This is a genomic window from Yinghuangia aomiensis (assembly GCF_039542225.1).
Lineage (GTDB): Bacteria > Actinomycetota > Actinomycetes > Streptomycetales > Streptomycetaceae > Yinghuangia > Yinghuangia aomiensis.
On the sequence record NZ_BAABHS010000021.1, the window covers coordinates 72,047 to 85,183 of the forward strand.

The window sequence follows — 13,137 nt, forward strand, 5'->3', positions numbered from 1 at the left end:
GCCGCTCGGCGTGGCACGTGAAGGTCAGCAGCCGATCAGCCGCGGCGCCAGGTACTCGCGCACCCGGTCGAGGCCCACGCGCTCCTGGCCCATGGTGTCGCGGTCGCGGATGGTGACCGCGTTGTCTTCGAGGGTGTCGAAGTCCACCGTGATGCAGAACGGCGTGCCGATCTCGTCCTGGCGGCGGTAGCGGCGGCCGATGGCGCCCGCGTCGTCGAAGTCGACGTTCCAGAACTGGCGCAGGTCGGCGGCGAGGCCGCGGGCCTTGGGCGACAGGTCGGTGTTGCGGGACAGCGGCAGGACCGCGGCCTTGACCGGGGCGAGGCGCGGGTCGAGGCGCATGACGACGCGCTTCTCCATGACGCCCTTGGCATTGGGCGCCTCGTCCTCGCTGTACGCGTCGATCATGAACGCGAGCATGGCGCGGTTGACGCCGGCTGCCGGTTCGATGACATACGGCATCCAGCGCTCCTTGGTCTCCTGGTCGAAGAAGGAGAGGTCGGTGCCGGAGTGCTTGGAGTGCGTGCTGAGGTCGTAGTCGGTGCGGTTGGCGACGCCTTCCAGCTCACCGAACTCGTTGCCGCCGAACTGGAAGCGGTACTCGATGTCCGCGGTCCGCTTCGAGTAGTGCGACAGCTTCTCCTTCGGGTGCTCGAAGAAGCGCATGTTCTCCTCGCGGAGGCCGAGGCCGGTGTACCAGTTCCAGCGCTCCTGGAGCCAGTACTCGTGCCACTGCTCGTCCTCGCCCGGCTTGACGAAGAACTCCATCTCCATCTGCTCGAACTCGCGGGTGCGGAAGATGAAGTTGCCCGGCGTGATCTCGTTGCGGAAGCTCTTGCCGACCTGCGCGATGCCGAACGGCGGCTTCTTACGGGCGCTGTCCTGCACCAGCTTGTAGTTCACGAAGATGCCCTGCGCGGTCTCCGGGCGGAGGTAGGCGCGGCCGGACTCGTCCTGGACTGGGCCCAGGTAGGTCTGCAGAAGGCCGTTGAACATCTTGGGCTCGGTGAACGCGCCCTTGGTGCCGCAGTTCGGGCAGTTGAGTTCGGTGAGGCCGTTGGCCGGCGGGCGGCCGTGCTTGGCCTCGTAGGCCTCTTCGAGGTGGTCCGCGCGGAACCGCTTGTGGCAGGAGGTGCACTCGGTCAGCGGGTCGACGAACGCCTCGACGTGGCCGGATGCTTCCCACACCTCGCGGGCGAGAATGACCGACGAGTCCAGACCCACGATGTCGTCGCGCGAGGTGACCATCGCGCGCCACCACTGGCGCTTGATGTTCTCCTTCAGCTCCACACCGAGCGGTCCGTAGTCCCAGGCGGCCCGCTGGCCGCCGTAGATTTCGGAGCACGGGTACACGAACCCGCGGCGCTTGCTCAGGCTGACGATGGTCTCGATTTTGTCGGCGGCCACGATGCTCTCTTCGGTGCGACGATGCGGTCAGTGACGGTGTTCGCACAGGGTACCGGCGGTCCGGGGTACCGGTCGCCCCCAAAGATTCCGCAATTGACAATCATTGTCAGTTAAGTTGAGAATGATTGTCATGAACATACGCCGGGCTGCCCCCGTGTCCTTCACCGCGCTCGCCGCGGTCTCCGCGCTGCTGCTGACCGCATGCGGTGCCAAGGACGACGCGGGCAGCACAACCGGCAGCGGCTCGGTACGCGTGGTCGCCGCGTTCTACCCCCTGAAGTTCGTCGCGCAGCAGGTCGGCGGCCCCGAAGTACGCGTCACGAACCTGACCAAGCCGGGCGCCGAACCCCACGAACTGGAGCTGCAGCCCAAGCAGGTCGCGGCCGTCGCCGATGCGGATGTGATGGTGTACCTGAAGGGCCTGCAGCCCGCCGTGGACAAGGCCGTGCATCTGGAGAAGCCGGACCACGTCGTGGAAGCGAGCGAGCTGAGCCCCCTCGAAGAGCACGGCGACGAGGTCGACGGGCACAGCGGGCACGACCACGGCGGCGGAGACGGCCACGACCACTCCGCGGAAGGCGGCGGCGACCCGCACATCTGGCTCGACCCGACCCGGCTGGCCACCGTCGCCGTCGGCGTCGGCGAGACCCTCGCCGAGGCCGACCCGGCCCACGCGGCGGACTACCGGGCCCGGGCCGCCGACCTGAAGACCCAGCTCGACGGGCTCGACAACGAGTTCAGAACCGGCCTCGCGAGCTGCGAACGCCACGAGTTCGTGACCAGCCACGCCGCCTTCGGCTACCTCGCCGAGCGGTACGGCATCGACGAAATCGGCGTCACCGGCGTCAACCCCGACTCCGAGCCCTCCCCCGCGCGCATCGCCGACCTGCAGAAGCTCGTCAAGGACCGCGGCGTCACCACCGTCTTCTTCGAAACCCTCGCCAGTCCCAAGACCGCCGAGGCGCTCGCCCGCGACACCGGTGCCACCGCCGCCGTCCTCGATCCCCTGGAGGGAATCAAGGACGAGTCCAAGGCCGATTACTTCTCCGTGATGCGCGCCAACCTCGACGCCCTGCGGAAGGCACTCGGATGCCAGTGAACACCCCCCACGCCGACGCCCCCGCCGTCCGGCTGACCGGCGGCACCGCCGCCCTCGGCGGCCGCGCCGTCCTGCGCGGCGTCGACCTGGCCGTCGCGCCCGGCGAAGTCGTCGCGCTGCTCGGCGCCAACGGCTCCGGCAAGTCCACGCTCGTCCGCTCGCTCGTCGGCCTGGTGCCGCTGAGCGGCGGCCGGATCGACCTGTTCGGCACCCCGTACGGCAAGTTCAAGGACTGGTCGCGTATCGGCTACGTGCCGCAGCGCACCACCGCCGCGGCGGGCGTCCCGGCCAACGTCCGCGAAGTGGTGGCGTCCGGACGGCTCACCCGGCGCCACATGTTCCACCTCGGCCGCGACGACCGCACGGCCGTCGACGACGCCCTCGACGCCGTCGGCATGCGCGACCGGGCCGGCGACGGCGTCGCGGACCTGTCCGGCGGCCAGCAGCAGCGCGTCCTCATCGCCCGCGCCCTGGCCCGCCGCCCCGACCTGCTGATCATGGACGAGCCCATGGCGGGCGTCGACCTGGCCAGCCAGGAAGTCCTCGCCGACACCCTGCGCCGGCAGAAGGAACAAGGCCGCGCGGTCCTGCTGGTGCTCCACGAACTCGGACCGCTCGAGCCCCTCATCGACCGCGCGGTCGTGCTGCGCGACGGCTGCGTCTGCCACGACGGACCGCCGCCCCAGGCCCTCGGCCAGCACGCGCTGCCCGGCCACGACCACGTGCACCCGCACGCCGACGACCACACCACCTCGGGACTGCTGACGTGAGCCTGCTCCACTACGACTTCATGCAGCGCGCGCTGCTCGCCGCGCTGCTGGTCGGCATGACCGCACCGTCCGTCGGCGTCTACCTCGTGCAGCGCCGCCAGGCGTTCATGGGCGACGGCATCGGCCACATCGCGCTCACCGGCGTCGGACTCGGCCTGCTGTTCAGCCAGTCGCCGGTGCTGTTCGCGGTGCTGACCGCCGCCGCGGGCGCGATCGTCATCGAACTCGTCCGTGAACGCAGCAAGGTCAGCGGCGACGTCGCCCTGTCCGTCCTGTTCTACGGCGGCATCGCGGGCGGCGTCATGCTCGCCAGCCAATCCGCGGGCGGCGGGGCCAGCCTCAACGCCTACCTGTTCGGACAGCTCACGACGGTCTCGCCGGAAGACCTCCGGGTCATGGCCGTCCTCGCCGCCATCGTCCTCGCGGTCACCATCGGGCTGCGCAAGCCGCTGTTCACGGTCTGCCAGGACGAGGAGTTCGCCCGGGTCACCGGGCTGCCCGTCCGTGCGCTCAACCTGCTCATCGCGGTGACCGCCGCGGTCACCGTCACCGTCGCGATGCGCGTGGTCGGCCTGCTCCTGGTCAGCGCGCTCATGGTGGTGCCGGTCGCGATCGCCCAGCAGCTGACCCGCACGTTCGCGGTCACCGCGGCCGTGGCGATCGGCGTGGGCGTCGTGGTGTCGGTCTCCGGCACCGCCCTCACCTACTACGTGGAGGCACCGCCCGGCGCCACCATCGTGCTGCTCGCCATCGGCCTGTTCGTCCTGGTCGGGGTGGTCGTGGCACCGTTCAAAGCCCGCCGCGCCCGGGGCCGCGCCACCGACATCCCCGCCTCCGAAGACGATCTGAAGGTGGCGCACGCCACACTGCTCACCGGCAGCACCTCGGCGTCGTCCGGCACAATGTCGGGGCGGGACACGTCCCCGCAGCCGCCGAAATCGGAGGAGGAGCCCCGGTGACCACCGCGAACAGCCCGGCCCGCGGCAGATCCACACGGCAGCGCACCGCCGTGTCGGCCCTCCTCGACGAGGTCGAGGACTTCCGCAGCGCCCAGGACCTGCACGACCTGCTCAAGCAGCGCGGCGACTCGGTGGGCCTGACCACGGTGTACCGCACGCTGCAGGCCCTGGCCGATGCCGGCGAGGTCGACGTCCTGCGCAACCCCGACGGCGAAGCCGTCTACCGGCGCTGCAGCCGCGGACACCACCACCACCTGGTCTGCCGCGCCTGCGGCCGCACGGTCGAGGTGGAAGGCCCCGCTGTGGAGCGCTGGGCCGGCCGCATCGCCGCCGAACACGGCTACACCGATGTCTCCCACGAACTGGAGATCTTCGGCACGTGCGGGCCTTGCACACAGGCGGCGCGGGGCTGAGTCACGCTCCGAAGGCGCTCGGAGACGAGGCCGCCCGGCCGCCGAGCGCTGTTCTCCGTTTTCCCGCCGACGGCATGCCGTCGGGAGCCGAAAGCCGTTAGAGTTCCCCGGCTCGCACCCGTCCGCAGGACGAGCGTGTTTCGCCCCCGGACCTTCGTCGGCTTTCGCGGACCGGGCCGACCGGTGCGGCGGGGCGCTCACGGCTGGAGGCAAAAGCTGTGGTGGCAAGGCTTGCGGAGAGCCTCGACAAGTATCAGCGCCGGAACGGCGCCAGCTACGCCGCGTTCAGTTTGCCGGTCTCCGAGCCCCTCTTGCACGGCAAGCTGCCGACGAAGGCCACGGAAACCGGCACCTACCGGGAGAACAGTGGCTACGCGGTCGTGCGCATACCCCGGGACTGCCAGGACGGCTACGACCTGGTCAGTCTGCCGCCGGGGCTGCCCGAGGTCGCCGCCCTGCTGGGGGGCAACCAGGCCGATGCATCCGTGTCGGCACCCAAGAGACTTCGCACCTACGTCGTCGGTGCCAAGTCGGTGGACCTCATCACGGTGCCCCATGCGTGGGAGGCCGGCGCCTTGCCCCGGTTCTATCCACCGGCCGCCGAGGTGACGCCCTTCGCAGTCAAGGGACTGGTCGCCCAGCTCCAGCAGTTGCGAATCACGGCAGACAAAATGCGCGAGGACGATCCCGGGCGCTGGAACAGTCTCGCCGACCAGCAGAGCGCGTACTACGAAGCCCAGACGCGTCAAAGCGCCTATCCGCTCCCCTTGCGTGGCGCGCCGGTGTTCGAGAACGCGCAGCTCGCCAATCTGCACCGACTCCTGGACATCGTCGTGGACCGCGCGCCGGAGCTGGCCAAGAAGATCGGCCTACCGACCACGCACGAGGAACTGGACGCCTTTCTTCCCCAATTGACGCCCTCCGACCCGTATGGGCCCGACGTGGTTGTCCAGTTCGGAGATCCCAGCCGCGGCAACACGATCATCACGCATCCGCGCATGGTCGACGCCTTCGGAGCCATCTTCGACGGGAGCCCGATGCCGGTCGGACTCGCGGAGGAAGTGTTCGGACATATGCGGGGCCTGCAACGGCGGCTGCCCATGGCGGACCTGTCGATCGACCCCGCGTCACTCGGAGCCTCCGTCGCCGAGCTCGAGGCCACCCTCCGCTCGTCCCTCGCGGAGTGGGACGCGCACCTCAACCCCGCGGGTCCTCCAGAGCGCTTCTCGGCGTTGCCCGACGAACGCACCCGCGACGAGCGGACGCGGCTGTTCAACCGGAACGCCGTGCATGTGGCGAAGGGGGACGCGCGACCGAAGCCGGATCCCTTCGCAGGTCGCAGCCGTCGGGACGTCGCGGCGGCGCTGCTGTCCCCGATGGGGGTGAACCAGATGGCCAAGACCGTCGCCGAGCTCTGGTACCAGTTCATCGATGCCGACCTTATGAGCATCGGCAACGCCGACCACGACCTGCGCCGCCTGCTCCACCAACTGCCCGGCCACAGCGCGGTGATCCTGGATACCTGGACCGACATGATCGGGCCGGTGGACACGGAGCGACTCGCTGCGGCGCGCCGTGCCCAGGATTTCGAGTCCGGTTTCATCGACTTCTTGCGAGGACTGGAGGACGACGGCAGCGGATGGGTCCGTGTCGACTCGCAGATCACCGCTCGCGCTGCCCAGAGGGTGCTGTCCGCGATGGGCAAACCCGTACCACCGGTGCACGTGCTGGCCCGGCTCGTCGACGACCACGTCGACCGCCACGGGCTGGCGGCCCCCGTGCCGCCGCAGGATCCGGCGCCCGAGCGCGATTCCGCGCACACGGCCGTCGAAACGGTGGCGGTCACCGAGACGGACGTCGAGGTGGCCCGGACGCTGTCGGGAGGCTGGACGCCGTCGGCGGAATTCGTGGCGGCGGCCGCGACCATCAGCGCGGCCGAGAACCGGATGAGGGTCAACTCTCCAGGCATCGCCCGCGAAATCGTCACCCTGCAATCCCGCGTCGCGGCAACCCGCAAGAAATGGGTGGAAAGCGGCCGTCGGCTCGCCGCCTACGAAGCCGACCGAGAGCGGACACCCGAACAGACCGGCACTCCCGCGGAAGCACTAGGCCGCGGCGCCGACCGCAAGCGAGGGACCCTGTTGCAGGCCTACGGGACGGCACGCGACCGCTACCGCAAGGAGGGGGCGTTCTTCACTACGGTGACGACGAACGTCATGTCTTCCGCCATCGGAAGGGAGGCGATCGCCCAGCAGCGTTTCGTCCAAGGACGCCCGGCGCCGGACTTCGACATCCCCGCGGACCTGCTCGCCATACGTCGCGAGATCCTCCTGGAGGACGAAGAGGGCGGAGCATCCGGTGCGGTGCCCTCACCGTCCGGCGTCGACCATTCGCCCCCACACGCCCCGGGTCCGCCGGAGCCGCGGCCGGTTCGCAACACGGCCGCGTCGGCGGACCCGGCGCACTTCGCCGCCGTAGCCGCCGCTCAGGGCATCCGCGCCGTTTCGCCGACCAAGCCGCCCCTCCGGCGCGCACAGCCGGAACCGTGGCCCTCCTCGGCTCCCGGCGGGTCGGTCAACGGTTCCCTCCGCCCTGACCAGGACCGCGGAGTCGGCCCGTATTGGGAACGGTCGAAGTGACCTGCCCCGCCGGGACGCGGTGGCGCCTTACTCGTACGGTTCCTTCGGCGTCGGAATCCGGTCGGCCTTCGTTGCCGTCAGCGCCGGGATGGTGCTTTCCGACGCCGGAGGACCGTCCGACTTGAGCCACGTGCCGGTGACCTGGACCCAGGCGTCGGTCGGCGGCGCGGCCATCCCGTGGATCTCGACCTTGCGGACGGTCGCGTCGGCGGCACAGCAGCTGATGACCAGGCGGGTCACGTACCAGGTGCCGTTGGCGCCGGGCGTCACGAAGCCGGTGAGCCGCACGTTGTGGCCGTTGAGGGTGTCGGCGGTGTCCCACACGGCGCGGACGCTGTAGTCCCCGATGGTCATGTCGAGCGGGTCGCCCGGGGGCAGCGCCGGGAAGCCCGCGTCGACGGTCTTGGCGGCGGGCTTGGCGACCACGTTGTCGGAGCGCTCCGCGGTGTAGGAGCCGAGCGCCGGCGGGGCGATGAGGAACAGCGCTATCACCGGAAGGCACAGCAGCCAGGCGACGCGCGGGCCTTGGCTGTGGTCGTGGCCGTGGCTGCCCCCGGAAGCGGCGTGCTCGTCGTCTCCGGCGTGCTCGTGGCCTTCGTGCCCGGCGTGGTCTTCGTGCCCGTGCGTGTCGCGGTGGTGCTCCTCCCCCGCGGGCTGTTCGTGCTTGCGCAGGATTCCGTCGCGGACCACGCCGATCAGGCCGACCAGCAGCAGGATCGCGCCCGCGGCGATGAGGGCGGGCCGCAGCCCGGCCTTGACGTAGCGCAGGTACATTTCGCCGCCGAGCGAGATCCGCAGCAGCGCGGCGCCGATCAGGACGAGGACGACGGACTGGACGTCGCGCTTCACAGGAGCCACCACCCCACGGCGATGCTGGTGGCCACGGCGACGACGAAGGTGGCCGTGGAGAACCGGACGGCGAAGCCCTTGCCGAACGTGCCGGACTGCAGGGCGATCAGCTTCACGTCGACCATCGGGCCGACGACCATGAACGCCAGCTTCGCGGTCGGCGAGAAGCCGGACAGCGAGGCGGCGACGAACGCGTCGGCCTCCGAGCACACCGCCAGAACGACGGCGAGGAATGCCAGCGCGACGATGCCGAACCACCAGTGGCCGGACACCGCGTTGATGATGTCCTTCGGCACCGTCACGTTGAGCGTCGCCGCGGTGGTCGCACCGACCACGAGGAACCCGCCCGCGTGCAGGAAGTCGTGCTGCATGCCGGTGCGGAAGTCCTCCCAGCGGGATCCCGAGCCGGGCTCGGTGAAGCGGCGCGGGATGCGCAGCCATTCGGTCTTGCCGAAGCGGATCCACAGCCAGCCCATGACCACGGACGTGGCGAGCGATGCGGCGAACCGGGCGACGACCATTTCCGGCCGGCCGGGGAAGGCGACCGCGGTGGCGGTCAGCACGATCGGGTTGATCGCGGGCGCGGAGAGCAGGAAGGCGAGCGCCGCCGCGGGTGCCACGCCGCGGGCCATCAGGCCGCCCGCGACCGGCACGGACGCGCATTCGCAGCCGGGCAGCACGGCGCCGGCCGCACCCGCGATCGGCACCGCGAGGGCCTGGTTGCGGGGCAGCACCTTGGTGAACACCGACGGCGGGACGAACGCGGTGATCGCCGCGGAGATGACCGTGCCGAGCACCAGGAACGGCAGTGCCTGCACGGCGATCGCGACGAAGACCGTGCTCCACGCCTGGATCGCGCGGGAGTCGAGCCGGTCGGTGATCCACGTCTGGCCGATCAGCAGCAAGAACAGTCCGGCGACGAACAGTTCGAGCTGACCGGGCCGCCACGGCCGGCGTGCGGCGGTGGCGGCCCCGATGCCTTCGGGCCGCTCGGAGGCGGGCTCCCCTGGGGCCGTGGCGGCGGGCGGCGCCGACCCGCTCGGGGGCGCGCCTCGGGGAGGCATGGTCTGCTCGGACATGCGGTTCATGCTGGCATCCAAAGACCCGTGCCACCGGCACATTCACCCGCGCGTGGCGCGTTTTGCCCTGGGTTTACCGGGATTTCGACTCGACGGGAGCTTCCGCTTCGGCGCCGTCCGGACCGTCCGCGGCCGCCGCCGGGGCGGTGTCGGGCGCCTCGCCGGACGCCGTGGAGACGACGTTCGGCAGCGCGCCGCCGTAGCGGCGGTCGCGGGCCACGTACGACTCGACGGCCTTCCACATGTGGGTGCGGTCGAAATCCGGCCACAGCACGTTGTCGAACACCATCTCGGCGTACGCCGACTGCCACAGCAGGAAGTTCGACGTCCGCTGCTCGCCCGACGAGCGGATGAACAGGTCGACGTCGGGCATGTCCGGCTCGTCGAGGTACTTCGCGAACAGCGACTCGTCGATCTTCTTCGGGTCGACCTTGCCGTCGCGCACGTCCTGCGCCAGCGCAGCCGCCGCGTCGACGATCTCGGCGCGGCCTCCGTAGTTGATGCACATGGCGAGCGTCAGGCGCGTGTTGTCCTTGGTGCGCTCTTCGGCGATCTCGAGTTCCCTGATGACGCTCTTCCACAGCCGGGGGCGCCGCCCGCACCAGCGGATGCGCACACCCAGCTCGTCCATCTCGTCGATCCGGCGGTGGATCGTGTCGATGTTGAAGCCCATGAGGAACTTGACCTCTTCGGGCGAGCGCTTCCAGTTCTCGGTGGAGAACGCGTACGCCGAGATGTACTCGACGCCGATCTGCGCGGCGCCCTCGACGACGTCGAACAGCGACGCCTCGCCCGCGGTGTGCCCGTCGGTGCGGGCCAGCCCGCGCTCCTTGGCCCAGCGGCCGTTGCCGTCCATGACGAGCGCGACGTGCCGGGGCACGGCGTCGGCCGGGAAGACCGGCGGCTGGACGCCGCCCGCGTGCGGCTTGGGGTCGCGGTACTCGTGCGGGTGGCGCACGCCCGACCGGGCGGCGGGCCTCGCCCTTCTCCGGAGGATGGGCAGTCCGAATCGGCCGCGTGCCTGACTCACGATGAACGCTCCACCAGTTTCAGCGAGCGGATACCCCGCTCCAGATGCCATTGCAGATATGCGGCCACCAGGCCGCTGCCCTCGCGCCGGACCCGCGGTGCGGTGGCGTCGGCGCCCGCCCAGTCGCCGGTCAACAGCGCGCCGAGCAGATCGAGGGCCTCGGGAGAGGGTACGACGGATCCGGCCGGACGGCAGTCCCCGCACACGGCTCCGCCGCCCTGGACGGAGAAGAACCGGTGCGGTCCGACCAGGCCGCAGCGGGCGCAGTCGCCGAAGCTGGGGGCGTATCCGGCGACCGCGAGCGAGCGCAGCAGGAAGGCGTCGAGGACCAGCGCGGGCTCGTGCGCCCCGCCGGCCAGGGTCCGGAGCGCGCCGATGAGCAGCAAGTACTGCTGGAGCGCCGGTTCACCCTCGTGGTCGGTGAGGCGTTCGGCGGTCTCCAGGATCGCGGTGCCGGCGGTGTAGGCCGGGTAGTCGGCAACGAGCACGCCGCCGAACGCGGACAGCGTCTCGACCTGCGTGATCGACGGCAGCCCGCGGCCGGGGAATTCGCTGCCCTTGGCGAAGAACTGGATGTCGACGTGCGCGAACGGTTCGACGCGGGCGCCGAACTTCGACTTGGTCCGCCGCACCCCGCGCGCCACGGCCCTTATCCGCCCGTGCCCCCGGGTGAGCAAGGTGATGATCCGGTCGGCCTCGCCCAGCTTCTGGGTACGCAGCACGACACCCTCGTCACGGTAGAGACTCACGCACCCATTATCGACCCGGGGTCCGACGCTCCGGACCGCGCGACGGCGAAGCGCTCGACGGGCGCGGTGTCGTGGGACCGATCGCGACACCCGGGGAGGACCAGGGGAGGTGGGCGGATTCGCGAGGGGTGGCGCGTGATGGCCCGCGCGACGGCGGGCATGGGGTGGCGCGGCAAGGGGAGGTACCGCGCGGGCCAAGGCGCGGGGCAGAGGCGCGAACAGCCTGCGCAGGCGGCGCGCGGGTGGGGTGCGGGTGGGGTGCGAAGCCGTGACATCGGCTGCCCGGGCCCCACCACCCCCCTCCCCCCGTCCTACAGCGGCATGTGGCCCGCGGCCTCGTCCAGGACGCGGTCGATTTCCGGGCGGGTGAGGCCCAGGCGGTTGCCCGCGGTGAGGAGCATGTCGAGTTCGAGGGTGCGGTAGGGGCCGTCGGCGACGGCGATGCGGGCGGCGACGGCGACGAGGCGGGCGCATCCCTCGGGGGCGAGGTGGTCGGCGAGGGCGTCCAGGGAGTCGTCGGGGTCGTCGTCGGGGTCGTAGGCGCGCAGGTCCGCGTCGAGGACGGTGTCGGTGTAGGCGCCGAGGCCGGTGTCGCGGACGGCCGCGACGGCGGCGGCGCGGGCCGCCGGGGACGACTCGCCGCCCGCGACCAGGGCGGCGGCGGCGAGGGAGCGGGTGGCCTCGCGCAGCAGTCCGGTGAGGCGCCGCGCGGTGGGGACGACCAGGACCGCGCGGGCGAAGTCGATCCGGCACACCGCGCACTTGACGCTGCCGAGGGCTTTCGACACGGGGAACATCGGCAGCCCCGCGAGCATGAACCACCGTCTGCCGACGCCGTATTGGTATCTGCGGTCACCACCGCATTCCGGGCAGAAGAACTCGCCGTCGTCGAGCACCGTCCGGATTTGCCGGACCCCCACGATGACCACCATGGCGTGGCTCCCCTGCACCTCGGCCGCGACGCGCCAACGCGCTTCCGCGTTCGATGGTGGCACAGTTTTCACCACGCGTCATCAAGTAGGCACATAGAGCTACCTACTTCGTGGGTGCCGCCGCGGCCCCGCCCGGAAGAGCAGGGAACCGGGCGGGGTCGGGCGGGGCCGCGGCGGGGCCGAGCACGGCCGCCCCGGGTCAGAACGGGCGGTCGCCGAGGATCGCCGCGCGTTCCATGACGCGGATGTCCGGGTGGTAGTCGTTGGCCGCGTAGTGCGCCGTGGCACGGTTGTCCCAGATCGCGACCGAGTCCGCCGCCCACCGGAACCGCACCTGGTACTCGGGGTAGCTCGCCTGCTTGAACAGGTACGCCAGCAGCTCTTCGCTCTCGTCGTCCGGCAGTCCGACGATGTGCTCGGTGAAGATCTCGTTGACGAACAGCGTCTTGCGCCCGGTCACCGGGTGGGTGCGCACGACCGGGTGCTCCACGGCCGGGAATTCGGCCCGCATCGCGGCGAACCGCTCGGCGTCCATGGACATCCCGAAGGAGAACGCGAAGTCGTGGACGGCGGTGAGCCCGTCGATGCGCTCCCGCACGTCCGCGGGCAGGTTGTCGTACGCCGCGGCCAAGTCGGACCACAGCGTGTCCCCGCCGAACTCGGGCACCTCGACCGCGCGCAGCACCGAGCCCAGCGCGGGCTCCGCGCGCCACGTGACATCGGTGTGCCAGATGTTCTCGACGCCGACCATCGAGGCGTCCTTGGCGAACCGCACGACCTCCGGCACGTCGCCCTGGGCGAGGAACGGGTGGACCTCCAACTCGCCCCACAGCTGAGCGAACGCGCGGTGCTGCGCGGAGGTGATGGGCTGGTCGCGGAAGAACAGCACTTTCCATTCCAGCAGCGCGCGGTCGAGTTCGGCGAAGAGTTCGGGGCCGACAGGTTCGCGCAGGTCGACGCCGTGGATCTCGGCGCCGATCAGCGGTCCGCAGGGCCGCAGCTCGAACAGCTCGTAGGGGGCGGTGACTTCGCCCGCGGGCAGGCGGTGCAGGACGCGCGTGCCGAGTGCGGTGCGGCGCTCGGCGACGCGGTTGCGGATGGTGGTCATACGGGGACCTCCCGAGAAGGGGATGCGCCGGAACGGGGGCGCATGGCGAGAGGTTAAGACACGTGACTTAAAGAGGGAAGGGGCACGTAGTTTTCGGCGGCAA

12 protein-coding genes are annotated in these 13,137 nt (G+C 70.8%); 5 read left to right on the plus strand and 7 right to left on the minus strand.

Annotated elements, in window-relative coordinates; genetic code table 11:
- Positions 1-24: 24 nt before the first annotated feature.
- Complete coding sequence (locus ABEA93_RS26865) at positions 25-1,407, minus strand: glycine--tRNA ligase (RefSeq protein ID WP_345678363.1); 1,383 nt, start codon at positions 1,405-1,407, stop codon at positions 25-27.
- Positions 1,408-1,537: 130 nt separating this feature from the next.
- On the opposite strand from ABEA93_RS26865, the gene ABEA93_RS26870 reads away from it, so the two are divergent.
- From ABEA93_RS26870 to ABEA93_RS26890, 5 genes are all read left to right on the plus strand, one after another.
- The gene (locus ABEA93_RS26870; protein WP_345678364.1) at positions 1,538-2,506 is read left to right on the plus strand and encodes a metal ABC transporter substrate-binding protein; all 969 of its coding nucleotides are present in this window, start codon (positions 1,538-1,540) and stop codon (positions 2,504-2,506) included.
- Positions 2,497-3,276, plus strand: coding sequence for a metal ABC transporter ATP-binding protein (locus ABEA93_RS26875; RefSeq protein ID WP_345678365.1), 780 nt, complete (start codon positions 2,497-2,499; stop codon positions 3,274-3,276). The genes ABEA93_RS26870 and ABEA93_RS26875 overlap by 10 nt, the downstream gene beginning before the upstream one ends.
- On the plus strand, positions 3,273-4,235 hold the full coding sequence (locus ABEA93_RS26880) for a metal ABC transporter permease (RefSeq protein WP_345678366.1): 963 nt from the start codon (positions 3,273-3,275) through the stop codon (positions 4,233-4,235). The genes ABEA93_RS26875 and ABEA93_RS26880 overlap by 4 nt, the downstream gene beginning before the upstream one ends.
- The gene (locus tag ABEA93_RS26885; RefSeq protein ID WP_345678367.1) at positions 4,232-4,648 is read left to right on the plus strand and encodes a Fur family transcriptional regulator; all 417 of its coding nucleotides are present in this window, start codon (positions 4,232-4,234) and stop codon (positions 4,646-4,648) included. The genes ABEA93_RS26880 and ABEA93_RS26885 overlap by 4 nt, the downstream gene beginning before the upstream one ends.
- Before the next feature lie 218 nt (positions 4,649-4,866).
- The gene (locus ABEA93_RS26890; protein ID WP_345678368.1) at positions 4,867-7,287 is read left to right on the plus strand and encodes a hypothetical protein; all 2,421 of its coding nucleotides are present in this window, start codon (positions 4,867-4,869) and stop codon (positions 7,285-7,287) included.
- Positions 7,288-7,314: 27 nt separating this feature from the next.
- On the opposite strand, the gene ABEA93_RS26895 is transcribed toward ABEA93_RS26890, so the two are convergent.
- The 6 genes from ABEA93_RS26895 to ABEA93_RS26920 all read right to left on the minus strand — a co-directional run bounded on the left by ABEA93_RS26895 (position 7,315) and on the right by ABEA93_RS26920 (position 13,034).
- Positions 7,315-8,136, minus strand: coding sequence for a TIGR03943 family putative permease subunit (locus ABEA93_RS26895; RefSeq protein WP_345678369.1), 822 nt, complete (start codon positions 8,134-8,136; stop codon positions 7,315-7,317).
- Positions 8,133-9,224 (minus strand): permease, encoded by a 1,092-nt coding sequence (locus ABEA93_RS26900; RefSeq protein WP_345678370.1) that lies wholly within the window; start codon positions 9,222-9,224, stop codon positions 8,133-8,135. The genes ABEA93_RS26895 and ABEA93_RS26900 overlap by 4 nt, the downstream gene beginning before the upstream one ends.
- 64 nt (positions 9,225-9,288) lie before the next feature.
- Positions 9,289-10,173: an isoprenyl transferase gene (locus tag ABEA93_RS26905; RefSeq protein WP_345678371.1), complete on the minus strand. Its 885-nt coding sequence runs from the start codon at positions 10,171-10,173 to the stop codon at positions 9,289-9,291.
- A 68-nt stretch (positions 10,174-10,241) separates the two neighbouring features.
- Positions 10,242-10,994 carry a DNA repair protein RecO gene (gene recO, locus ABEA93_RS26910; protein WP_345678372.1) on the minus strand — a complete coding sequence of 251 codons (753 nt, stop codon included), beginning with the start codon at positions 10,992-10,994 and terminating at the stop codon, positions 10,242-10,244.
- 311 nt (positions 10,995-11,305) lie between these two features.
- Positions 11,306-11,926, minus strand: a complete 621-nt coding sequence (locus tag ABEA93_RS26915) for a TerB family tellurite resistance protein (RefSeq protein ID WP_345678373.1) — start codon at positions 11,924-11,926, stop codon at positions 11,306-11,308.
- A gap of 199 nt (positions 11,927-12,125) precedes the next feature.
- Positions 12,126-13,034 (minus strand): TauD/TfdA dioxygenase family protein, encoded by a 909-nt coding sequence (locus ABEA93_RS26920; protein WP_345678374.1) that lies wholly within the window; start codon positions 13,032-13,034, stop codon positions 12,126-12,128.
- Positions 13,035-13,137: the final 103 nt, after the last annotated feature.

Coding starts and splice junctions, on each gene's coding strand:
- ABEA93_RS26915 (WP_345678373.1), bottom strand. CDS start 11,926: ATGGTGGTCATCGTGGGGGTCCGGCAAATCCGGACGGTGCTCGACGAC.
- ABEA93_RS26870 (WP_345678364.1), top strand. CDS start 1,538: ATGAACATACGCCGGGCTGCCCCCGTGTCCTTCACCGCGCTCGCCGCG.
- ABEA93_RS26920 (WP_345678374.1), bottom strand. CDS start 13,034: ATGACCACCATCCGCAACCGCGTCGCCGAGCGCCGCACCGCACTCGGC.
- ABEA93_RS26875 (WP_345678365.1), top strand. CDS start 2,497: ATGCCAGTGAACACCCCCCACGCCGACGCCCCCGCCGTCCGGCTGACC.
- ABEA93_RS26900 (WP_345678370.1), bottom strand. CDS start 9,224: ATGAACCGCATGTCCGAGCAGACCATGCCTCCCCGAGGCGCGCCCCCG.